Genomic DNA, 22005 nt, shown 5'->3' on the forward strand with positions numbered 1-22005 from the left:
CTTCTGTAATGCAGGGGCTAGTAATGGCTAAGGGTTCAACGATTCAGTTACATTTTCACCATTTCAGTGACCCGCATACCGGGGCTCGGATAACGCGTCTGACACCACCAGATGTGATATGTCATCGCAACTATTTCTATCAAAAAAGCTTTACACGTGACGGCAGCAAACTCCTGTTTGCTGCTGAATTTGACGGTCATCGCAACTATTACCTGCTGGACCGGCAAAAACAGACCGCCGTTCAACTTACACACGGTCGTGGTGACAATACTTTCGGTGGCTTTTTGTCGCCCGACGATCGCAGCCTTTATTACGTGAAAAACGAACGGGAATTACGTCGTGTCAGTCTGGATGATTACAGCGAACATACGATCTATACGGTACCGGAGGAATGGGTTGGCTATGGCACCTGGGTAGCAAACAGCGAATGTACGCGTCTGGTCGGTATCGAAATTGCCCGTGATGACTGGACACCGCTCACCGACTGGCAAAAATTCCGGACGTTTTATCTGCGTCGTCCGCATTGTCGCCTGTTGCAGGTGGATCTGCATAACGGTTCCACGCGGGTGATCCATGAAGCGAACGAATGGCTTGGACATCCCCTCTATCGACCTTACGACGACAGTACGGTGGCATTCTGTCATGAGGGACCTCACGATCTTGTGGATGCACGCATGTGGCTGGTCAACGAAGACGGGAGTAACGTACGCAAAGTGAAAACGCATGCGCCGGAAGAAAGCTGTACCCATGAGTTCTGGGTACCGGATGGTTCCGCACTCCTCTACGTTTCATACTTTAAAGGTCATTCCGAGCGTTACATTCGCCGCTTCTCACCACAAACCGGAGAAGACAGCAGCCTGATGACAATGCCGGCCTGCTCACATCTGATGAGCAATGCCGATGGCACGCTGCTGGTGGGTGATGGCTCGGGTACCCCGGTGGATGTACAGGATACCTCAGGGCATGTCATCGAAAACGATCCCTTTCTCTATCTCTTTGACACCCGAACCCGCCGCTATGCGCCACTGGCAACACATCAGAGTTCCTGGCAGGTGCTGGACGGCGACCGGCAGGTTACCCATCCGCATCCCTCTTTTTCACCCGACGACCGGGACGTGTTATTTACATCTGATTTCGAAGGCCTGCCGGCCCTTTATCTTGCACAAATACCGGATACTCTGGTCAGTTCACTTGGTAAGGAGTAACTATGTTTATTTTTAGGGCCGAGACTTCGGAGGAAGATCTCGGTAACGGAGTACGCAGGCGGATTCTGGCGCACAGTGGTTCGCTGATGGCGGTCGAAGTACATTTTGAAAAGGGTGCTGTCGGGTCACTCCACCAGCATATTCACGAACAACTGACCTATGTGCTTTCCGGGCGCTTTGTGTTCACCATTGGCGATGAGACTCGTGAGGTGAAAGCCGGTGACACACTCTACAAACAACCGAATATCATACACGGTTGCGAGTGTCTGGAGGCAGGTATATTGCTGGATACTTTTACGCCACAGAGAGAGGATTTTCTGTAAGAGGCATGGTTTGACGTGGAGTCAGAGGAACCTGTAAAGAGCGGGAGAAGCCAGTGTGTAAGTATCCAGCATAATCGTGCCATTCATAAATGCAAAATGACGAACGGCATCGCTATTCTCTGCGCAGGTCCTGCAGCAGTGTTCCGTATTCCGCGTGAATGACGCTGGAAAATTCACGAATGTTAGCCACCGGGGCCGCTGTCTTGTGCCTGTCCGGTATCACGCACTTGCGATAGCCATAGACGCAGCCAGACTCAAGCCAGAACTGTTTGATCTGCCCGGTCAGCATCTGGTCTGTCTGGAGACGGCGGATCCCGGCCTGAGCATCTGACTGTTCATTATGAGTGGAAGAATCCGGACCGTACTTCTTTATCCAGGCCTAAAGACTGTGAGTGGTGATATCGAGACGTGTTGCAACACTGGAAACAGAATGACCACGATCAACAACCTGTTTGACTGCTTCAATTTTAAACTCTTCAGAATAACGCTTACCGCTCATGGGCACCTCTCTTTAAGTCATCTTCAATGACTCTGAGGTGTCTGTTAAACCCGCGGCGATTCACGGTGCCTTTAATTTTTACTCTCAGAATTCAGAGAAGGTGAACAGCAAAGCATGACGTTGCCGTTTGACCAGGCACTTCCTGATTGAAAGAATCCGCATGTTGCGGCGAGATTGGGCTTCCAGCCAGCGCGATTTACGGCGACTTACCTGTCTAAGCATTCGCCAGCGCCCTACTTCCGTTCTACTACGCTTCATTGCTACTACTCTACGAGTGAAAAACAGCCCTCATTATAAACCGATGAATCTGTCTGACCATCGCTTTCGCTGCGTTTTTATTTGCCAGATGGATGATGATGCGTAAACTCATGGCATCGGGCTATTCAAAAGGATTTTTCATCTATGACAACCTTTTACACGGTCGTAAACTGGCTGGTCATTCTGGGGTACTGGCTGTTGATTGCCGGCGTGACATTACGCATTCTAATGAAACGCCGCGCGGTACCTTCCGCCATGGCATGGTTACTGATTATTTATATCCTGCCGCTGGTGGGAATTATCGCTTACCTCTCCTTCGGCGAACTGCATCTTGGTAAGCGTCGAGCCGAGCGCGCGCGCGCCATGTGGCCCTCCACCGCCAAATGGCTAACGGACCTGAAAAGCTGCAAACATATCTTTGCTGAAGAAAATAGCCCGGTTGCCGAATCGCTGTTCAAACTCTGTGAACGTCGCCAGGGGATCGCCGGCGTTAAGGGTAACCAACTGCAGTTACTAACCGAATCCGATGACGTGATGCAGGCGCTGATTCGCGATATTCAGCTCTCACGACACAATATCGAGATGGTGTTCTATATCTGGCAGCCCGGCGGAATGGCCGATCAGGTCGCCGAGTCGCTGATGGCCGCCGCGCGTCGCGGCGTGCATTGTCGGCTAATGCTCGATTCAGCCGGCAGCGTCGCCTTCTTCCGCAGCCCGTGGGCGGCAATGATGCGTAACGCCGGTATCGAGGTGGTTGAAGCGCTTAAAGTTAATCTGATGCGCGTGTTCTTACGCCGCATGGATCTACGTCAGCATCGTAAAATGGTGATGATCGACAACTATATTGCCTACACCGGCAGTATGAATATGGTCGATCCGCGCTACTTCAAACAAGATTCCGGCGTCGGTCAGTGGGTCGATCTGATGGCGCGAATGGAAGGCCCGGTGGCTACGGCAATGGGGATTGTCTACTCCTGCGACTGGGAAATTGAAACCGGCAAGCGAATTTTACCCCCGCCGCCGGACGTCAATATCATGCCGTTTGAAGAGGCTAACGGGCATACCATTCATACTATTGCTTCCGGCCCCGGCTTCCCGGAAGATTTGATTCACCAGGCGTTGTTAACTGCGGCTTATGCGGCGAAAGAACATCTGATCATGACCACCCCCTACTTCGTCCCCAGCGATGACCTGCTGCACGCCATCTGTACCGCCGCCCAGCGCGGCGTCGAGGTCAGTATTATTATGCCGCGCAAAAACGACTCCCTGCTGGTAGGCTGGGCCAGCCGCGCCTTCTTCACTGAACTGCTTGCTGCTGGGGTGAAAATTTATCAATTCGAAGGCGGCCTGCTACATACCAAAAGCGTGCTGGTAGATGGCGAACTGAGCCTGGTCGGTACCGTTAATCTTGATATGCGCAGCCTGTGGCTCAATTTCGAGATCACGCTGGCGATCGACGACGTGGGCTTTGGCGGCGACCTGGCGGCGGTGCAGGACGATTACATCTCCCGCTCGCGCCTGCTGGATGCAAAACTGTGGGCCAAACGACCGCTATGGCAGCGGATCGCAGAGCGACTGTTTTACTTCTTCAGCCCGTTGCTGTAAAACGTGCCCATCAGATGCTTAACGGGTAGCAATCATGGATATGGATTTAAACAATCGCCTGACCGAAGACGAAACGCTCGAACAGGCCTACGATATCTTTCTTGAGCTGGCGGCCGATAACCTCGACCCGGCGGATATCATTCTTTTCAATCTGCAGTTTGAAGAGCGCGGCGGCGCCGAACTGTTTGACCCGGCGGAAGACTGGCAAGAGCATGTCGATTACGACCTCAACCCAGATTTCTTCGCCGAAGTCGTTATTGGCCTGGCCGATACCGATGGCGGCGAGATCAACGATATTTTCGCTCGCGTTCTGCTATGCCGGGAAAAAGATCACAAGCTGTGCCACATTCTGTGGCGCGAATAAGCATTAAGCTAATGCGCCTGTAGAAAAGCCTGCCGACGGTAACATCGGCAGGCTTTTTATTTTATACGTTATTGCGGTAATTCTGTTCCGCAGGCGTGGCAGAAACGGGCATTTTTATCATGCTCGGCGTTACTGCAGTTTGGGCAAACGCGGCGGGCACGTCGGTTTTGCAGCGCCGTCGTCATATGCGTCGTAATCAGCCCGGTCGGGATGGCGATGATAGAATAACCGATGAGAATAAGCACCGAGGCGAGTATCCGCCCTAATGGCGTATGCGGTGTAATGTCGCCGTATCCCACGGTAGTAATGGTGACGATTGCCCAGTAGACCGAGGCATTTAAGGTGGTAAACCCGTATTGCGGCCCTTCAATTAAATACATCAGCGAGCCAAAAATCACCATCACAATAGCAATAAACGAGTAGAACAGAATGAGCTGGTGACGGGCGCTGACGATAGCCCGCCAAAAAATATTCAGCGACGGCATAAAGCGCAGCAGTTTAAGAATACGCAGCGCGCGGATAACCCGCATGGCCCGCCAGGCAAAGACATACTCAAGGCTCATTTCCGGCCATAACCACATTACATACAGCGGCAGAACGGTCGCCAGATCGATAAATCCCCAGAAGCTGAAGATATAGCGCAGCGGATTCGGCCAGCTTATTACGCGTAAAATATATTCCACGGTGAAGACCGCGGTAATTCCTAATTCCAGCCAGACAAAAACATGCCATTCATCTAGCGACAGGTGATACTGCGAACCGAGTCCGGACTCAACAAAAATAATAACCACGCTCAACAGGGCAAATAAACCGCAAAGCCCTTCAAAACGGCGGCCGGAGCGACGAGTTTGATCGAAGAGTAGATGGTAAAGCCGCAAACGGGCGGCGGAAAGCGAAACTGCCACGTTAACCTCACAATAAAAAAGGGCTGACATCAGTCAGCCCGAGTGATTATAACGGGTCTACCTTCAGGCAGGAAACCGCATGGCGGAAACTGCCCTCCAGCACCGGCCGCGTTTTGGCGCATTCGGGCCCGGCCAATGGGCATCGGGTGCGGAATACACAACCCGATGGCGGATTAATCGGCGAAGGCAACTCCCCTTCCAGTAGTTGGATGGTTTTGTTTTTCTCCAGATCGGGATCCGGCACCGGCACCGCCGACATCAGCGCTTTGGTATAAGGGTGCAGCGGATTATGGTACACCTCATCATAGGTCCCCAACTCCACCGCGTGGCCTAAATACATCACCAGCACACGGTCGGAAATATGTTTTACTACCGCCAGATCATGGGCGATAAAAATCAATGATAGCCCCATCTCCCGTTGCAGTTGCTGTAGTAAGTTCACCACCTGCGCCTGAATGGAAACGTCCAGCGCCGAAACCGGCTCATCGCAAATAATCAACTTAGGCTCAAGGATCAGCGCACGCGCGATACCAATGCGCTGACACTGGCCGCCGGAGAATTCGTGCGGATAGCGGTTAATCAGGTTCGGCAGCAGTCCGACCTTCATCATCATCGCCTTCACGCGATCGCGCACTTCCTGACGAGGCATCTTCGGGTGATAGGTCCGCAGCGGTTCAGCGATGATTTCGCCAATGGTCATACGCGGATTCAGTGAGGCCAGCGGATCCTGGAAGATCATCTGGATATCACTACGCACATCGCGCCACTCTTCAGGTTTCATGCCCAGCAGGTCTTTACCCAGCCAGGCGACTTTACCGTCGGTGGCTTTCACCAGGCCGATAATGGCGCGGGCGAAGGTCGATTTACCGCAGCCGGATTCGCCAACCACCCCCAGCGTTTCGCCTTCATACAGGCGCAGAGTGACGCCATCGACCGCTTTGAGCGTTTTTGATGGCTGCCAGAACCATTGCTTGCCATCTTTAATATCAAAATGCACTTTCAGATCGGCAATTTCGAGCAGCACTTTTCTTTGTTCGATCACGGCGTTCATAGCAGGTCCCCCACCGGTTTAAAGCAGGCACGCAGGCGGCCTGGCGCAAACGACTCCAGAGGTGGAGCGCTATTACAGATTTCCATGGCATGCGGGCAGCGCGGCTGGAACGGACAGCCTTTCGGCAGACGCAGCAGGTTCGGCGGGTTGCCTGGAATCGTTAGCAAGGAATCGCCTTCGCCATCGAGACGCGGTACCGCATTGAGTAAACCGATCGAGTACGGGTGCGACGGTTGATAGAAGACGTCGCGCGCCTGACCGTATTCCATGGTGCGCCCGGCGTACATCACCAGTACCTTATCGCAGATCCCCGCGACCACGCCGAGGTCGTGGGTAATCATAATAATCGCGGTGTTAAATTCGCGCTTCAGCTCGTTGAGCAAGGTCATGATCTGCGCCTGCACCGTGACGTCCAACGCGGTGGTCGGTTCATCCGCGATCAGCAGTTTTGGCCGACATAACAGCGCCATGGCGATCATCACGCGCTGGCGCATCCCGCCGGAGAACTCGTGCGGGAACATCTTCATGCGCTTACGCGCTTCCGGCATCTTCACCGCATCAAGCATCCTTACCGACTCTTCAAAAGCCGCGGCTTTGCTCAGCCCTTTATGCAGCATCAGCACTTCCATCAACTGCTCGCCGACCCGCATATAAGGGTTCAACGAGGTCATCGGGTCCTGGAAAATCATCGAAATCTGTTCGGCGCGCAGCTTATTCAGATCGCGCTCGGGCAAATTAAGGATTTCGCGACCGTTAAAAGTGGCGGAACCGCTAATATGGCCATTCGCGGCCAAAAGTCCCATTAGCGCGAACGCCGTTTGCGATTTACCGGAACCTGACTCACCGACGATGCCTAAGGTTTCGCCGGCCCTCAGGTTAAAATTCAAATCGTTAACCGCTGTGACATCGCCGTCTGGCGTTTTAAACGTCACCCGAAGATCCTTCACATCCAGCAGCAGACCGCTTTGCTGCGCGGCCTGCGGCGCTTTAGTCATTTCAATTGTGCTCATGACGGCGCTCCTTAGCGGTCTTTCGGGTCGAGGGCATCACGCAGGCCATCGCCGATAAAGTTAAAACAAAACAGCGTTACCACCAGGAACCCGGCAGGGAACAGCAACAGCCACGGCGATACCTCCATTGAGTTGGCGCCATCACTGAGTAACGCGCCCCAACTGCTCAGCGGCTCCTGGGTCCCAAGGCCGAGGAAGCTCAGGAAGGATTCGAACAGAATCATGCTAGGTACCAACAGTGATGCGTAAACCACAACTACACCCAGCACGTTCGGCACGATATGACGAATAACGATATTCGCGGTAGAGACCCCGCCGACCTGCGCGGCTTCAATGAACTCTTTACGTTTCAGACTCAGGGTCTGACCGCGTACGATACGCGCCATATCCAGCCACGACACCATCCCGATCGCCACAAAGATCAGCAGGATGTTCTGGCCAAAGAAGGTGACCAGCAGGATCACGAAGAACATAAACGGGAAGGAGTTGAGGATTTCCAGTAAACGCATCATCACCGAGTCCACTTTGCCGCCGAGATAGCCGGAAAGCGAACCATAGAGAGTACCGAGGATCACCGCCACCAGCGCCGCGGCAACGCCAACCATCAGCGATATGCGCCCGCCAATCGCCACGCGCACCAGCAGGTCGCGGCCGGATGAATCGGTACCAAAATAGTGACCAGACTCCATATCCGGGGCATTGGACATCATCCCCCAGTCGGTATCGAAATAGGAGAACTGCGACAGCATTGGAGCGATAGTCACAAACAGTGCAATAATCACCAGCACAATCAGGCTGGCCACCGCCGCGCGGTTATGCATAAAGCGACGACGCGCATCCTGCCACAGGCTACGGCCCTCAACTTCCAGCTTCTCACTGAAGTGCTCCAGCGCCTCGCTGTTTTTCTTACTTAACATCATGGCGAACTCCGGCTTCAGTAGCGAATTTTCGGATCGATAACGGCGTACAGTACGTCGACGATCGCGTTAAACAGAATGGTCAGCGCGCCGACCAGAATCGTCAGGCTGAGCACCAGCGAGTAGTCGCGGTTAAGTGCCCCGTTGACGAATAACTGGCCAATACCTGGCAGGCCATAAATCGTTTCGATAACCATTGAGCCGGTGATAATGCCGACGAATGCCGGCCCCATATAGGAAAGCACCGGCAGCAACGCAGGCTTCAGCGCGTGGCGGAAGATAATTCGGCGCATCGGCAGGCCTTTCGCCCGTGCGGTACGGATGAAGTTGGAGTGCAAAACTTCAATCATCGATCCACGGGTGATACGGGCGATACTGGCAATATATGCCAGCGATAACGCCACCATCGGCAGGATCATAAATTTCAGCGCCCCGCCGTTCCAACCGCCGCCAGGCAGCCAATGCAACGTGATGGCGAAAATCATCACCAATAGCGGCGCCACCACAAAACTCGGTATGACGACGCCGGTCATTGCCACCCCCATCACCGCGTAGTCCCATTTGGTATTTTGTTTTAACGCGGCAATAACCCCGGCGCTGACGCCCAGGATTACCGCTAATAAAAAGGCAGCAAGGCCCAATTTGGCGGAAACCGGGAAGCTTGATGCCACCAGATCGTTCACCGAATAATCTTTATATTTAAAGGAAGGACCAAAATCACCGTGCGCCAGCTGCTTCAGATAATTGAAGTACTGGGTCATGATGGGGTCGTTTAAATGATATTTCGCTTCAATGTTCGCCATGACTTCCGGCGGCAGCGTACGTTCACCGGTAAAAGGACTGCCCGGCGCGAGGCGCATCATGAAGAAAGAGATAGTAATAAGGATGAATAGCGTCGGAATCGCTTCCAGACAGCGACGTAATATGAATTTTAACATTGCCCGTACCTTCTGGCCTGTGCCTATCGAGTGCGATGAATTCAGACACGGTGGGGCAAGCTCTGCCTGCCCCACGTCTTGCCATTAATGTTTGATAATATATAGGTTCTTCACGTAAATATTATCCAACGGGTCTTTACCGGTATAACCGCCAACCCACGGTTTAACCAGGCGCGCGTTCACATAGTAGTAAACCGGAACAATCGCGGAATCTTTATCCAACTGTTGCTCCGACTGCGCGTACAGCTCTGCGCGTTTCGCTTCATCGGTGACCTGCAGGGTATCGCCGATGATCTTATCAAATGCCGGGCTCTTATAATGCGCCGTGTTGTTAGAACTGTCGCTGAGCATGGTGTTCAGGAACGATGTCGGCTCATTGTAATCAGCACACCAGCCGGCGCGGGCGACGTCAAAGGTGCCTTGATGGCGGCTGTCGAGGAAGGTTTTCCACTCCTGATTTTCCAGCTTAACGTTAGCGCCAAGGTTTTTCTTCCAGATGGACGCCACGGCAATAGCCAGTTTTTTATGTAAGTCGGAAGTGTTATACAGCAGGTTAAAGGTCAGCGGCTTATCAGCGGTATAACCGGCTTCCGCCAGTAATTTTTTCGCTTCTTCATTACGCTTTTCCTGAGACCATTTGAACCACTCGGGTTCAACGAGTTTCATGCCGTCGGTGTATGGCGGGGTGTAACTGTAAGCCGGCAGATCGCCCTGGTTTTTCACTTTATTGACGATAATATCGCGATCCAGCGCCAGCTTAAGCGCGGTACGGACGCGTACATCGGTAAATGGCGCTTTCTGGTTATTGATTTCGTAATAATAAGTACACAGATAAGGATCGACGTGAACTTCTTTTGGGATCTCTTTTTTCAGCTTCTGGAACAGTTCAATCGGCATGTTGTTATAGGTCATGTCGATTTCGCCGCTGCGGTAGCGGTTCACATCGGTAACTTCAGAAGAAATTGGCAGGTAAGTTACCTGGTTAATAACCGTTTTAGCGTTGTCCCAGTAATTCGTATTACGCTCGAGCACAATACGTTCGTTCACCACCCAATCTTTTAGTTTATAGGCGCCGTTGGTGACGATATTCGCCGGCTGAGTCCATTTTTCACCATATTTTTCGATGGCGGCTTTTGGTACTGGGGAAACGGATGGATGGACAAGGAGTTTATAGAAATAAGGGACCGGCTCGCTCAGGGTGACTTCAAAGGTTTTGTCGTCGATCGCTTTGACGCCGAGATCGGTTGCTGGTTTTTTGCCGGCAATAATCTCATCGACGTTGGCGACATGGCCGTACTGGAGATAGCTGGCGTACGGTGATGCTGTTTTCGGGTCGGCCAGACGCTGCCAGCTATAAACGAAATCTTGCGCGGTAACCGGCGAACCATCAGACCATTTGGCATCTTTGCGAATATGGAAAGTCCAGACTTTAAAATCTTTGTTATCCCACGATTCGGCAACGCCAGGCACAGGATGGCCGTTAAGATCGCCAATCACTAACCCTTCAAACAGATCGCGGTTAACGTTGGACTCCGGTACACCTTCAATTTTATGCGGATCCAGAGATTGCACCTCTGCCCCATTATTACGCACCAGCGTTTGTTTATCCGCCAGTTGCACCCCGGCAGGAACATCCGCTGCCATAGCAACATTTGCGGTGATGAGCGCAGATAAAATTCCCGCCGCTACCAGACTTTTTTTAGTGATGATGGTCATGTGTTGTTACTCCACTCATTATAATTACTGGTTATTTAACCAGCCTGTTATTTTTCCCTTATAGGGATTCTGTACAGTGCAGGAGTCTTTGCCGCTGTCAGATTTTACTGCTTGCTATCACCGACTTATTTATTACGACCGCTCAAACGGCAGCCTTGACGTCGATTCTTTACCCCCTGTCCAGAGGGGAATGTCGGCACAACGAGTCATTTAATAATAATTCTCATTTGTGCATATTAGTTAGTTAGCGATCAGGCCGGAAAGTACCAAAACGATTTCTTGTCCGCCAATGCAATTTGCAAATATGTTACCGGATTCTCTTTTATTGTTTTTTTTAGCGTGCTTATCGTAAGACTTATAACGCCAAAAAAGAAAAAACATTGTTTTTAATCAGCAAGATAGGACCACCCTGTCGTTTTGCGGCCCGGCGCTGCGCGCGAAGTTGCTTTTTTGTACAAAAATTTAACAGTTGTCTATTTTTTAGCACATTAATCTGCTGTCTCAATGAAATTACTAATATCATTTCAATGATCCGACAGCAAGCGCCAGAGAATGGTGTGATGAAAATAACAGTGACGACAGGAGAAAGACAGTACGGCGAGATAGAATAAAATCAACTAACCATATGATAAATATAAAATTAAATCATCATTAGCAAAAGTTATCGTTTGTCTTTTTTATTAGTACCAGGAATAACTTTTGCTAATAATCTTTCAAACGCGGGGCCCAACCCCGCGCCTGATACACCGGCTATGCTGTCAATCCAGGAAACAACGCTTTAATCCCGGTAACAATAAACTCGATGCCTAAAGCCATCAGTAACAGCCCCATGATACGTGTAATGACGTTAATACCGGTCTGCCCCAGCAATCTGACTAACCATGGCGCCATGCGGAAAATTCCCCAACAACAGGCGGCAAACAACGCAATAGCGATTGAAAAACCGATCAGATGGGCAATCGAGTGATAACGCGTGCCCCACACGATCGTGGAACTAATTGCCCCCGGCCCCGCCATTAAAGGTAATGCCAACGGTACGACACCAATGCTTTCACGAATGGCCGTCTCCGACTTCTCTTGTTTATTTTGTTTATCTTCGCCGAGCTTGCCGCTGATCATCGACATGGCGATCGTCACCACCAGGATCCCGCCGGCAATACGGAAGGAATCAATTGAGATGCCGAAAATTTGTAAGATGCCATCGCCAAGAAAGAGCGAGGTAAGCAGGATGATACCCACCGACAGGTTAGCCGTCAGATTCGTCTTATTACGTACCAGCGCCGTCTGGTAACTGGTCATACTAATGAAAACCGGAATGATGCCAACCGGATTGACCAGCGCGAACAGGCCGATAAAAAATTTAAAATAAATAGCGAAATCAAACAACGGTAGGGTCACAGTGAACTCCGCAGCACCATTCAAAAAGGCTGTTGACAGTATCGGTACAAAATAATTGCGCAGAAGATACCCTTTTCATCGCCACAATTCATCTCAAATATGCAGCCGGGGTTTATTGATTTTATTTGTTATATATTTGTTTCGCGCATGCACTTTATTCATTAAATATGCATACCTTATCATTAACCTTGACTTGACTGGTTAATTATTGACCTGCTGAAAGGTATCAGCATCGCCAAATATTGATCCAAATCACGTAATTAATACTCAGAAGTGAGTAATCTTGGCTACATCAACAGAGTGAAAGGCCGAAGTACCTGAGTGCGTAGTGAGACAAAGCTTTTTTAGTAAATCAGTGGGTTCAAAGCGTTAGAAATCTTTACGTTAACATTTACATGCAAGCTGTTAACAGCCTGTCTATAATGTCGAATCGAGCTACTGTTTTACTAAAAAAGTTTAACATTATCAGGAGAGCATTATGGCTGTTACTAATGTCGCTGAACTTAACGCACTTGTAGAGCGCGTAAAAAAAGCCCAGCGTGAATATGCCAGTTTCACTCAAGAACAAGTTGATAAGATCTTCCGTGCCGCCGCTCTGGCCGCTGCAGATGCTCGAATCCCTCTCGCTAAAATGGCTGTTGCCGAATCCGGCATGGGTATTATTGAAGATAAAGTGATCAAAAACCACTTCGCTTCCGAATATATCTACAACGCCTATAAAGATGAAAAGACCTGTGGCGTCCTGTCTGAAGACGACACTTTCGGTACCATCACCATTGCTGAGCCAATCGGTATTATTTGCGGTATCGTCCCGACTACCAACCCGACTTCTACTGCTATCTTCAAATCGCTGATCAGCCTGAAGACGCGTAACGCCATCATCTTCTCTCCGCACCCGCGTGCTAAAGACGCGACTAACAAAGCGGCGGACATCGTATTGCAGGCAGCTATTGCCGCAGGCGCGCCGAAAGATCTGATCGGTTGGATCGACCAGCCTTCCGTAGAACTGTCTAACGCACTGATGCATCATCCTGACATCAACCTGATCCTCGCCACCGGCGGCCCAGGTATGGTTAAGGCCGCTTATAGCTCCGGTAAACCAGCTATCGGCGTTGGCGCGGGCAACACGCCGGTTGTTATTGATGAAACGGCTGATATCAAACGCGCTGTGGCGTCCGTACTGATGTCAAAAACCTTCGATAACGGCGTTATCTGTGCTTCTGAACAATCCGTGGTGGTTGTCGACTCCGTCTACGACGCCGTCCGCGAGCGTTTTGCCAGCCATGGCGGCTACCTGCTGCAGGGTAAAGAGCTGAAAGCCGTTCAGGACATCATCCTGAAAAATGGCGCGCTGAATGCGGCGATCGTTGGTCAACCAGCGGCAAAAATCGCTGAACTGGCAGGCTTCACCGTGCCAGCCACCACTAAGATTCTGATCGGCGAAGTTACCGACGTTGACGAAAGCGAACCGTTCGCTCACGAAAAACTGTCTCCGACGCTGGCAATGTACCGTGCGAAAGATTTCGAAGACGCGGTCAATAAAGCAGAAAAACTGGTCGCCATGGGCGGTATCGGTCACACCTCTTGCCTGTACACCGACCAGGACAACCAGCCGGCTCGCGTGGCCTACTTCGGCCAGATGATGAAAACCGCGCGTATCCTGATCAACACCCCGGCTTCCCAGGGTGGTATCGGCGACCTGTATAACTTCAAGCTCGCACCTTCCCTGACTCTGGGTTGTGGTTCCTGGGGTGGTAACTCCATCTCTGAAAACGTTGGTCCGAAACACCTGATCAACAAGAAAACCGTTGCTAAGCGAGCTGAAAACATGTTGTGGCATAAACTTCCGAAATCTATCTACTTCCGTCGTGGCTCACTGCCAATCGCACTGGATGAAGTGATTACTGATGGTCACAAACGCGCGCTGATTGTGACTGACCGCTTCCTGTTCAACAACGGTTACGCGGACCAGATCACTTCCGTACTGAAAGCGGCTGGCGTAGAAACCGAAGTGTTCTTTGAAGTTGAAGCTGACCCAACGCTGACTATCGTGCGTAAAGGCGCGGATCTGGCCAACTCCTTCAAACCAGACGTAATCATCGCCCTGGGCGGCGGTTCCCCGATGGATGCGGCAAAAATCATGTGGGTCATGTACGAGCACCCGGAAACCCACTTCGAAGAACTGGCGCTGCGCTTTATGGATATCCGTAAACGTATCTACAAGTTCCCGAAAATGGGCGTCAAAGCCAAGATGGTTGCCATTACCACCACCTCCGGTACCGGTTCTGAAGTTACCCCGTTCGCCGTAGTAACCGACGATGCAACTGGACAGAAATATCCGCTGGCTGACTACGCTCTGACTCCGGATATGGCGATTGTCGATGCCAACCTGGTCATGGATATGCCGAAGTCTCTCTGTGCCTTCGGTGGTCTGGATGCCGTGACTCACGCTCTGGAAGCTTACGTCTCCGTACTGGCTTCTGAGTTCTCCGATGGTCAGGCTCTGCAGGCGCTGAAACTGCTGAAAGAGTATCTGCCGGCCTCTTACCATGAAGGTTCTAAGAACCCGGTAGCCCGCGAACGTGTGCACAGCGCCGCCACTATCGCCGGTATCGCGTTTGCTAACGCCTTCCTCGGCGTGTGCCACTCAATGGCGCACAAACTGGGCTCGCAGTTCCACATTCCTCACGGTCTGGCAAACGCCCTGCTGATCAGCAACGTTATCCGCTATAACGCGAATGACAACCCGACCAAGCAGACCGCATTCAGCCAGTATGACCGTCCGCAGGCGCGCCGTCGCTACGCTGAGATCGCAGACCACCTGGGCCTGAGCGCTCCGGGCGACCGCACTGCGGCGAAAATCGAGAAACTGCTGGCATGGCTGGAAAGCCTCAAAGCTGAACTGGGTATTCCGAAATCTATTCGCGAAGCCGGCGTTCAGGAAGCTGATTTCCTGGCTCACGTTGATAAGCTGTCTGAAGACGCCTTCGATGACCAGTGCACCGGCGCTAACCCGCGCTACCCGCTGATCGCCGAGCTGAAACAGATTCTGCTGGATACCTACTACGGTCGTGACTTTGTAGAAGGTGAAGCGGCGGCTGTGAAAAAAGAAGCGGCTCCGGCCAAAGCTGAGAAAAAAGCGAAAAAATCCGCTTAATTCGCAGAATTGAAATGAACGAAGCCCCATCTATTGATGGGGCTTTTTTTATATTCGTACTTTATTAGAGTTTCATCCAGGAGTATTGTATGCAATGAATCTGGTGAAGTCGGAATAAAGGAACCGATTCCATAAAAGACAACAGGCGCCATTTAGACGCCTGAAGGTAATGAAATTACAGCATTATTCGCCGTGGCGCAGCTTACTTTGCACCTGAGTTAATGAACCGGTGCTTAACGCCTCTTTATAATGCTTACGGCATACGGAAACGTACCGCTCATTACCGCCAATCACTACCTGTTCTCCTTCATTGTATGGCCGCCCTTCCTGATCAAGGCGTAACACCATGCTTGCCTTACGGCCACAGAAGCAAATCGTTTTTAACTCAACCAGTTTATCCGACCATGCTAACAAATACTGGCTACCGCTGAATAACTCACCGCGGAAGTCTGTACGCAAGCCGTAGCACAATACAGGGATATCCAGCTCATCCACGACTTCTGAGAGCTCATGAACCTGTTCGCGGGTCAGGAACTGGCTTTCGTCCACCAGTACGCAATGGATGGGCTGGCGGGCATGTTCTGACGCTATATCGGCATATAACGATGTCTGAGGATTATACAGCCGCGCTGGTGAAGAAAGCCCGATTCGTGAGCTCACTTTGCCAGAACCAAAACGGTCGTCAATTTCAGCGGTATAAACGACGGTACGCATCCCTCGTTCCTGGTAATTGTACGACGACTGCAACAGCGCAGTAGACTTACCTGCATTCATTGCAGAATAGTAAAAATAAAGTTGTGCCATCGGCTGCGTAACCCCAATCAATGTGTTTTACCGCGCAATTGTATCATATATTACTGAGCCTACCGTGCTTTCACGGCGGTATTGCTGCTGGTTTAATGACAATGCTTTACAACAAATGAAACGGCCAGCGAAGGAATAGCGTTCAGACATCACCGTCACCACGGTAGCAGATACAAATCATTGTCGTTTTGTGCTTAAACCGCCATTCTCCAGACAACTATAATGGGTTTTGGTCGCCAATTTATATTAAACATCACCATAACTAATGCGCTAAAACTGAAGTGTGATATTTATCCACGTGAAGTATAAATTTACTCTCGAAACGCAGGAAAATCATCCTGACTCATGGTTTTAGCGTCAGTGCGTATGCTTAAGCTATAAGCGAGAAGATGTGAAGTCGCGCGAAAATTTAACTTAAATTATTTAATCAACCAGACAAATAACAAGTAATTTTGAATTCCTTACATTCTCCCCTATTGCACATCTGATTTTATCGCTCTATTATTAGTTCAACAAACCACCCCACAATATAAGTTTGAGATTACTACAATGAGCGAAGCACTTAAAATTTTGAACAACATCCGTACTCTTCGTGCGCAGGCAAGAGAATGCACCCTTGAAACGCTTGAAGAGATGCTGGAAAAATTAGAAGTTGTCGTTAACGAACGTCGTGAAGAAGAAAGCGCCGCTGCTGCTGAAATTGAAGAGCGCACTCGTAAACTGCAACAGTACCGCGAAATGCTGATCGCTGACGGTATTGATCCGAATGAACTGCTGAGCACTATGGCAGCAGTTAAAGCTGGCACCAAAACTAAACGTGCTGCACGTCCGGCAAAATACAGCTACGTTGATGAAAACGGCGAAACTAAAACCTGGACTGGCCAGGGTCGTACTCCGGCAGTCATCAAGAAAGCAATGGACGAGCAAGGTAAAACACTGGACGATTTCCTGCTCTAATTCGCTTTACGCTTGATATAAAAATCCCGCTTCGGCGGGATTTTTTTTATCGTTACACGCTGAAAGTATCAGGCATAAAAAAACCGGTTCGCTATCAGGCGAACCGGTTTTTCGGGTGGCGAATATTACTTCGCGACCACTTGCGCAAGCCAGGCTTTAAAGTCTTCGCCCAGAGTTTTATGGCGAACGCCATATTCTACGAAGGCCTGCATATAGCCGAGCTTATTACCGCAGTCATGGCTTTTGCCTTTCATGTGGTAAGCTTCTACGGTTTCTTTCTCGATCAGCATATCGATAGCATCTGTCAGCTGAATTTCATCACCGGCTCCCGGAGGGGTTTTCGCCAGCAGCGGCCAAATATCGGCGCTCAGCACATAACGACCGACTACCGCCAGATTAGACGGCGCGACGTCTGCTTTTGGTTTCTCAACAACGCCAACCATCGGCACGCTTTCGCCAGGCTGCAGGCTTTCGCCTTTGCAGTCAACAACACCATAAGCGGTGACGTCTTCAACCGGCTCAACCATGATCTGGCTGGCGCCCGTTTCGTCAAAGCGAACAATCATCTCCGCCAGGTTATCACGGGTCAGATCGGACTCATATTCGTCCAGAATCACGTCGGGCAGAATAACCGCAACCGGCTCATCGCCGACAACCGGATGCGCGCACAGCACCGCGTGGCCCAGACCTTTAGCCAGCCCCTGACGTACCTGCATAATGGTGACGTGCGGCGGACAGATAGACTGAACTTCTTCCAGAAGCTGACGTTTTACACGTTTTTCCAGCATCGCTTCGAGTTCGAAGCTGGTATCGAAATGGTTTTCAATAGAATTTTTCGAAGAGTGTGTCACCAGAACAATTTCAGTAATCCCAGCGGCGATACATTCGTTAACAACATATTGGATTAATGGTTTATCTACCAGTGGCAGCATTTCTTTCGGAATAGCCTTGGTGGCGGGTAGCATCCTTGTGCCTAATCCCGCTACCGGGATAACAGCTTTTCTTACTTTAGAATTAAGGGCAGCCATTGAAATCTCCTGGACTGTTCGTTTTTTGAACTTAATCGTCAATAAATAACGCATCGAGTATATCAGTCTGATCAGTTAAACCTGGTCTGAAAAGGTATGGATACCCTCGAATTAGGACTTTTACGCATAAAACGCAGTGATAGTACCACCGGAAATGTAGGCCCGGTAATCCCACCTACTAAAAATAGAGCGAATTGTTCAATCTGCAGACAACATCAAGCGTAAACGTCCCCCTGCTCCCCAAATTTGGCACTGCCAGGATGTGCAGCGCTGGCTAATTTGGTTGAGGTATGCGTTGCCCAACGTTCCTAATGGAACGCCGTTACTAATTTGAATTTTATGCTCTCCGGTATTCAACGTACCGTTAAGACCGGCAGAAACCAGAATCAAATTTTTTAATCCGCTGTGATAATAACCAACCAGCAATGGGAATTGACCCGGTAAATTGGCCTGGCGGAGTAATTGGTTAACTTGTTTTAACAATGCGCCCATTTCCGGCAGGCGCTGTCCCTGATGAGCAAGTTGTTCTTGCAGCAAACCATTAAACAAAGCGCGTAATAATAATGCCGCCAGAACGCCATTATCGCCAGCGCGGGTGACATCCAGGCAATAAAACGCCAGATCATTTTCTGATAACGGCGCAATATCCAGCACCAACCCCGGCTTATCCGCTGAGATAAGCTGACGATAATTGATACGACAATGGGAAATCTCCTGCTGCACCGGTGGCTGAAGTTCCTGTAATAACCTTGACGCCGCCAGGGGATCGCTAACTAACGCGTCCCAGTCTTCAAATAATCTCTCTTCCTCTTCAACTCGTGAACTAAACATTGTCGGGTAGAGACATGCATACACCGTTTCACGCAGGCGATTAAAATCTTTTACCGGCTTCAGTAAGACATCCTGCACGCCAAGACGTAATGCTTTAGCAATATCCGCCATGTTTTCGGTCGCTGAAATCATCAGAATCGGGAGCTGTTCACCCTGGTTGCGAACCTGCTCAACCAGTTCAAGGCCGTTCATCCTCGGCATCGAGATATCGCAAATCATCAGATCCGGTTTCGAAATCGCGATTTGCTGTAGCGCTTCAATGCCGTCTTCCGCCTGGCGGGTAGTCGCCCCCAGGGAAGTTAGCCAGCTATCAAGGAGAGAGCGGAAAACGGGTTCGTCTTCAACTATCAGAATCTGTTTTCCCGCCAATGGCTGCGTCATGTTCTCTCCCCTGGCTGACGATAATTAAATAGTGGCACGCTATTCACGCTATCGCCTGTCAGAATTTACTTAAGTGTTGGACAAGTGCGCTACGCGGAAGTGCGCACCAAGGGTAATAATTCATCCATTTTTTTCTCAACGGCCAGCTGTCCTGCGGCCATCGCTTCGCCAGCACGATGAAAATCAAGAGTGGAGATTTGCGGACAAAACGGCTGGAGCAGGATATCCGGCGGATCGCCTGCCATACGATTACGTTTCAGGCGATTTTCCAGCACCTGTATCGAGGTTGACATAATCTCCATCGCCGTGGGGGTTATTGTCGCACGACGAGAGCTCATTCTCCCCAACCGGGATCGCAGGCGGGAATGCCAACTTAGCTCTTCTATCGGCTCCGGACGCGGCGATTCGATTGATAACAGGTCCTGCTGCATAAGATGGGCGTCATGCTGGAGGTCGACGGCAATCACAATATCCGCCCCCAAAGCTCGCGTCAGTGAGACCGGGACCGGATTAACCACCGCGCCATCCACCAGCCAGTAGCCGTTATGCATCACCGGCGACATCAGGCCAGGCATACTACAAGAAGCGCGGACCGCCATGTGCAGATCGCCTTCCGTAAACCATAATTCGCGCCCGGTACTCAGATTAGTCGCCACGGCGGCAAAACGGCGTTCGCACGCTTCAATTTGCGCGACGGGCATAATTTGCCGGTATTGATTGAACACCCGCTCGCCACGTAACAGTCCGCCGCGCCGCCAGGAGAGATCCATCAATCGCAGCACGTCCCAGTTGCTAAAGGAGCTAACCCACTTTTCCAGCGCAGGGAGGCGATTGCAGGCGTAGGCCGCACCGACTAAGGCACCAATCGAACATCCCGCTACCACATCGACATCAACTCCCGCCCGATGCAGCGCTTTGATCACGCCGATATGCGACCAACCGCGCGCGGCGCCAGCCCCTAGCGCTAAACCAATCTTTAGCTTTCTCATTAGTACAGATACATATCCTTCCACTCCGAGCATGACATCAGCGCCATCGCTCAGTTAACATAATGCACTTTGGCGCTCTGGCGCCGTCATTCTTTTCCATGGAGGCGATTTTGTCGCAATTATGCCCCTGTGGCAGCGCTCTGGAGTATAGCTCATGTTGCCAGCGATATCTGACTGGCGGTCAGCTTGCGCCGAGCCCGTCACAGCTGATGCGTTCCCGCTATAGCGCATTCGTGATGAAAGATGTCGATTATTTAATCAAAACCTGGCATCCACACTGTGAGGCGCCACGCTTTCGCGCCGATATCGAAAAAGGCTTTGCCAATACGCAGTGGCTTGGTTTAACCGTTTTCGCAACCGATAACGGCCGTAGTTCCGATGAAGGCTTTGTCAGCTTTATCGCACGCTTTACTGAAGATAACCGTCCCGGCGCGATTATTGAACGTTCCAGATTCTTAAAAGAAAACGGACAGTGGTACTATATTGACGGCACCCGACCATTAATTGGTCGTAATGACCCCTGCCCTTGCGGCTCAGGTAAAAAATTTAAAAAATGCTGCGGCCAGTAAGGCCCGGCATCAGCAATTGCAAACACAACAGGATTTTCCCCGCGATGCATTCATTACAACGTAAAGTACTACGCACCATTTGCCCTGATCAGAAAGGCCTCATCGCGCGTATCACGAATATTTGTTACAAACACGAGCTGAACATTGTACAGAACAATGAGTTTGTCGATCATCGTACCGGCCGCTTCTTTATGCGTACCGAGCTCGAAGGCATCTTTAATGACGCCACCCTGCTCGCCGACCTCGATAGCGCGCTGCCGGAAGGCTCAATCCGTGAACTCAATCCCGCGGGCCGTCGCCGAGTGGTGATTCTCGTCACCAAAGAAGCTCACTGTCTCGGCGATCTGCTGATGAAAGCCAACTATGGCGGTCTGGATGTCGACATCGCCGCGGTTATCGGCAACCATGAAACGCTGCGCACGCTGGTAGAACGTTTTGATATTCCTTTTGAGCTGGTGAGCCATGAAGGATTGAGCCGCGAAGAGCACGACCAGCGGATGGGTGATGCGATAGCCGCCCACGATCCGGATTACGTGGTACTGGCAAAATACATGCGCGTACTTACCCCGGAGTTTGTCGCCCGCTTCCCGAACAAAATCATTAATATCCACCATTCATTCCTGCCAGCGTTTATCGGCGCGCGTCCGTATCATCAGGCCTATGAGCGCGGCGTGAAGATCATTGGCGCCACCGCCCACTACGTGAATGATAATCTGGATGAAGGCCCAATCATCATGCAGGACGTGATTCATGTCGATCATACCTATACCGCCGAAGATATGATGCGCGCGGGCCGCGACGTGGAAAAAAACGTCTTAAGCCGTGCGCTGTATCAGGTGCTGGCGCAACGCGTCTTTGTTTACGGTAATCGGACGATTATTCTTTAATCGACAGCGAAATGAATTGGTTAGCTTTACGGCGTTACGCGTAAAAATCAGGCAACCAGTTTAATTTTGTCAAAGGAATGCTTTACAGGGGCGCGTCATTTGGTATGATGCGCCCCGCTTCCCGAGAAGGGAGCAGGCCAGTAAAAAGCATTACCCCGTGGTGGGGTTCCCGAGCGGCCAAAGGGAGCAGACTGTAAATCTGCCGTCATCGAC

The 22005-nt window shown here is 50.9% G+C and carries 20 protein-coding genes and 1 pseudogene; 8 read left to right on the forward strand and 13 right to left on the reverse strand.

The genetic code is table 11. The features are described 5' to 3' along the window. Nucleotides 1-23 precede the first annotated feature (23 nt). Complete coding sequence (locus tag ABLU78_RS19970) at nt 24-1205, forward strand: oligogalacturonate lyase family protein (RefSeq protein WP_048228665.1); 1182 nt, start codon at nt 24-26, stop codon at nt 1203-1205. A gap of 2 nt (nt 1206-1207) precedes the next feature. Continuing rightward, nucleotides 1208-1528: a cupin domain-containing protein gene (locus ABLU78_RS19975; RefSeq protein ID WP_032711423.1), complete on the forward strand. Its 321-nt coding sequence runs from the start codon at nt 1208-1210 to the stop codon at nt 1526-1528. A gap of 226 nt (nt 1529-1754) precedes the next feature. On the opposite strand, the pseudogene ABLU78_RS19980 reads toward ABLU78_RS19975, so the two are convergent. Both ABLU78_RS19980 and ABLU78_RS19985 read right to left on the reverse strand, forming a co-directional pair. After that, nucleotides 1755-2027, reverse strand: a pseudogene (locus ABLU78_RS19980) (transposase); the annotation flags it as partial. Nucleotides 2028-2111: 84 nt separating this feature from the next. Further along, nucleotides 2112-2285 carry a YciY family protein gene (locus ABLU78_RS19985; protein ID WP_086538044.1) on the reverse strand — a complete coding sequence of 58 codons (174 nt, stop codon included), beginning with the start codon at nt 2283-2285 and terminating at the stop codon, nt 2112-2114. A 144-nt stretch (nt 2286-2429) separates the two neighbouring features. Between ABLU78_RS19985 and cls the strand changes: the two genes are divergently transcribed. Next, nucleotides 2430-3890, forward strand: a complete 1461-nt coding sequence (gene cls / locus ABLU78_RS19990; RefSeq protein WP_045374302.1) for a cardiolipin synthase — start codon at nt 2430-2432, stop codon at nt 3888-3890. Between the two features lie 34 nt (nt 3891-3924). After that, nucleotides 3925-4254, forward strand: coding sequence for an HI1450 family dsDNA-mimic protein (locus ABLU78_RS19995; protein ID WP_015367064.1), 330 nt, complete (start codon nt 3925-3927; stop codon nt 4252-4254). Between the two features lie 68 nt (nt 4255-4322). On the opposite strand, the gene ABLU78_RS20000 is transcribed toward ABLU78_RS19995, so the two are convergent. From ABLU78_RS20000 to ABLU78_RS20030, 7 genes are all read right to left on the reverse strand, one after another. After that, the gene (locus ABLU78_RS20000) at nt 4323-5189 is read right to left on the reverse strand and encodes an ion transporter (protein WP_020079110.1); all 867 of its coding nucleotides are present in this window, start codon (nt 5187-5189) and stop codon (nt 4323-4325) included. Nucleotides 5190-5205: 16 nt separating this feature from the next. Beyond that, nucleotides 5206-6210 (reverse strand): murein tripeptide/oligopeptide ABC transporter ATP-binding protein OppF, encoded by a 1005-nt coding sequence (gene oppF / locus ABLU78_RS20005; protein WP_015367066.1) that lies wholly within the window; start codon nt 6208-6210, stop codon nt 5206-5208. Next, nucleotides 6207-7220: an ABC transporter ATP-binding protein gene (locus ABLU78_RS20010; RefSeq protein WP_015705106.1), complete on the reverse strand. Its 1014-nt coding sequence runs from the start codon at nt 7218-7220 to the stop codon at nt 6207-6209. Before ABLU78_RS20010 ends, oppF begins: the two co-directional genes overlap by 4 nt. 11 nt (nt 7221-7231) lie before the next feature. After that, nucleotides 7232-8140, reverse strand: coding sequence for an oligopeptide ABC transporter permease OppC (gene oppC, locus ABLU78_RS20015; protein ID WP_015367068.1), 909 nt, complete (start codon nt 8138-8140; stop codon nt 7232-7234). A 14-nt stretch (nt 8141-8154) separates the two neighbouring features. Next, a complete protein-coding gene (gene oppB / locus ABLU78_RS20020) occupies nt 8155-9075 on the reverse strand; it encodes an oligopeptide ABC transporter permease OppB (RefSeq protein ID WP_015367069.1) in 921 nt (306 codons plus the stop codon). A gap of 84 nt (nt 9076-9159) precedes the next feature. Then, nucleotides 9160-10791, reverse strand: coding sequence for an oligopeptide ABC transporter substrate-binding protein OppA (gene oppA, locus ABLU78_RS20025; protein ID WP_015367070.1), 1632 nt, complete (start codon nt 10789-10791; stop codon nt 9160-9162). Between the two features lie 750 nt (nt 10792-11541). After that, on the reverse strand, nt 11542-12189 hold the full coding sequence (locus tag ABLU78_RS20030; protein WP_015367071.1) for a YchE family NAAT transporter: 648 nt from the start codon (nt 12187-12189) through the stop codon (nt 11542-11544). Between the two features lie 478 nt (nt 12190-12667). On the opposite strand from ABLU78_RS20030, the gene adhE reads away from it, so the two are divergent. Further along, the gene (gene adhE, locus ABLU78_RS20035) at nt 12668-15346 is read left to right on the forward strand and encodes a bifunctional acetaldehyde-CoA/alcohol dehydrogenase (protein WP_015705105.1); all 2679 of its coding nucleotides are present in this window, start codon (nt 12668-12670) and stop codon (nt 15344-15346) included. A gap of 183 nt (nt 15347-15529) precedes the next feature. Here adhE and tdk read toward each other — a convergent pair whose 3' ends face one another. Further along, complete coding sequence (gene tdk / locus ABLU78_RS20040) at nt 15530-16150, reverse strand: thymidine kinase (RefSeq protein ID WP_015705104.1); 621 nt, start codon at nt 16148-16150, stop codon at nt 15530-15532. A gap of 549 nt (nt 16151-16699) precedes the next feature. Between tdk and hns the strand changes: the two genes are divergently transcribed. Continuing rightward, entirely contained in the window at nt 16700-17107 is a 408-nt protein-coding gene (hns, locus tag ABLU78_RS20045) for a histone-like nucleoid-structuring protein H-NS (RefSeq protein ID WP_004103116.1), read from the forward strand. Nucleotides 17108-17232: 125 nt separating this feature from the next. On the opposite strand, the gene galU is transcribed toward hns, so the two are convergent. The 3 genes from galU to rssA form a co-directional block, all read right to left on the reverse strand. Next, nucleotides 17233-18135, reverse strand: a complete 903-nt coding sequence (gene galU, locus ABLU78_RS20050; protein ID WP_048228664.1) for a UTP--glucose-1-phosphate uridylyltransferase GalU — start codon at nt 18133-18135, stop codon at nt 17233-17235. A 198-nt stretch (nt 18136-18333) separates the two neighbouring features. Further along, nucleotides 18334-19347: a two-component system response regulator RssB gene (rssB, locus tag ABLU78_RS20055; protein WP_020079113.1), complete on the reverse strand. Its 1014-nt coding sequence runs from the start codon at nt 19345-19347 to the stop codon at nt 18334-18336. Nucleotides 19348-19436: 89 nt separating this feature from the next. After that, nucleotides 19437-20336 carry a patatin-like phospholipase RssA gene (gene rssA, locus ABLU78_RS20060; RefSeq protein WP_015367078.1) on the reverse strand — a complete coding sequence of 300 codons (900 nt, stop codon included), beginning with the start codon at nt 20334-20336 and terminating at the stop codon, nt 19437-19439. A 110-nt stretch (nt 20337-20446) separates the two neighbouring features. Between rssA and ABLU78_RS20065 the strand changes: the two genes are divergently transcribed. Beyond that, entirely contained in the window at nt 20447-20905 is a 459-nt protein-coding gene (locus tag ABLU78_RS20065; protein ID WP_026612345.1) for a YchJ family protein, read from the forward strand. Between the two features lie 44 nt (nt 20906-20949). After that, a complete protein-coding gene (gene purU, locus ABLU78_RS20070) occupies nt 20950-21792 on the forward strand; it encodes a formyltetrahydrofolate deformylase (protein WP_015705100.1) in 843 nt (280 codons plus the stop codon). Nucleotides 21793-22005 lie beyond the last annotated feature (213 nt).

It is taken from the genome of Klebsiella sp. JN_Kp122 (assembly GCF_040062085.1).
GTDB lineage: Bacteria > Pseudomonadota > Gammaproteobacteria > Enterobacterales > Enterobacteriaceae > Klebsiella > Klebsiella aerogenes.

What these genes read in the sequence shown, in the direction of transcription:
- ABLU78_RS19970 (WP_048228665.1), top strand. Translation starts at nt 24, where the DNA reads ATGGCTAAGGGTTCAACGATTCAGTTACATTTTCACCATTTCAGTGAC.
- ABLU78_RS19975 (WP_032711423.1), top strand. Translation starts at nt 1,208, where the DNA reads ATGTTTATTTTTAGGGCCGAGACTTCGGAGGAAGATCTCGGTAACGGA.
- ABLU78_RS19985 (WP_086538044.1), bottom strand. Translation starts at nt 2,285, where the DNA reads ATGAAGCGTAGTAGAACGGAAGTAGGGCGCTGGCGAATGCTTAGACAG.
- cls (WP_045374302.1), top strand. Translation starts at nt 2,430, where the DNA reads ATGACAACCTTTTACACGGTCGTAAACTGGCTGGTCATTCTGGGGTAC.
- ABLU78_RS19995 (WP_015367064.1), top strand. Translation starts at nt 3,925, where the DNA reads ATGGATATGGATTTAAACAATCGCCTGACCGAAGACGAAACGCTCGAA.
- ABLU78_RS20000 (WP_020079110.1), bottom strand. Translation starts at nt 5,189, where the DNA reads ATGTCAGCCCTTTTTTATTGTGAGGTTAACGTGGCAGTTTCGCTTTCC.
- oppF (WP_015367066.1), bottom strand. Translation starts at nt 6,210, where the DNA reads ATGAACGCCGTGATCGAACAAAGAAAAGTGCTGCTCGAAATTGCCGAT.
- ABLU78_RS20010 (WP_015705106.1), bottom strand. Translation starts at nt 7,220, where the DNA reads ATGAGCACAATTGAAATGACTAAAGCGCCGCAGGCCGCGCAGCAAAGC.
- oppC (WP_015367068.1), bottom strand. Translation starts at nt 8,140, where the DNA reads ATGATGTTAAGTAAGAAAAACAGCGAGGCGCTGGAGCACTTCAGTGAG.
- oppB (WP_015367069.1), bottom strand. Translation starts at nt 9,075, where the DNA reads ATGTTAAAATTCATATTACGTCGCTGTCTGGAAGCGATTCCGACGCTA.
- oppA (WP_015367070.1), bottom strand. Translation starts at nt 10,791, where the DNA reads ATGACCATCATCACTAAAAAAAGTCTGGTAGCGGCGGGAATTTTATCT.
- adhE (WP_015705105.1), top strand. Translation starts at nt 12,668, where the DNA reads ATGGCTGTTACTAATGTCGCTGAACTTAACGCACTTGTAGAGCGCGTA.
- tdk (WP_015705104.1), bottom strand. Translation starts at nt 16,150, where the DNA reads ATGGCACAACTTTATTTTTACTATTCTGCAATGAATGCAGGTAAGTCT.
- hns (WP_004103116.1), top strand. Translation starts at nt 16,700, where the DNA reads ATGAGCGAAGCACTTAAAATTTTGAACAACATCCGTACTCTTCGTGCG.
- galU (WP_048228664.1), bottom strand. Translation starts at nt 18,135, where the DNA reads ATGGCTGCCCTTAATTCTAAAGTAAGAAAAGCTGTTATCCCGGTAGCG.
- rssB (WP_020079113.1), bottom strand. Translation starts at nt 19,347, where the DNA reads ATGACGCAGCCATTGGCGGGAAAACAGATTCTGATAGTTGAAGACGAA.
- rssA (WP_015367078.1), bottom strand. Translation starts at nt 20,336, where the DNA reads ATGAGAAAGCTAAAGATTGGTTTAGCGCTAGGGGCTGGCGCCGCGCGC.
- purU (WP_015705100.1), top strand. Translation starts at nt 20,950, where the DNA reads ATGCATTCATTACAACGTAAAGTACTACGCACCATTTGCCCTGATCAG.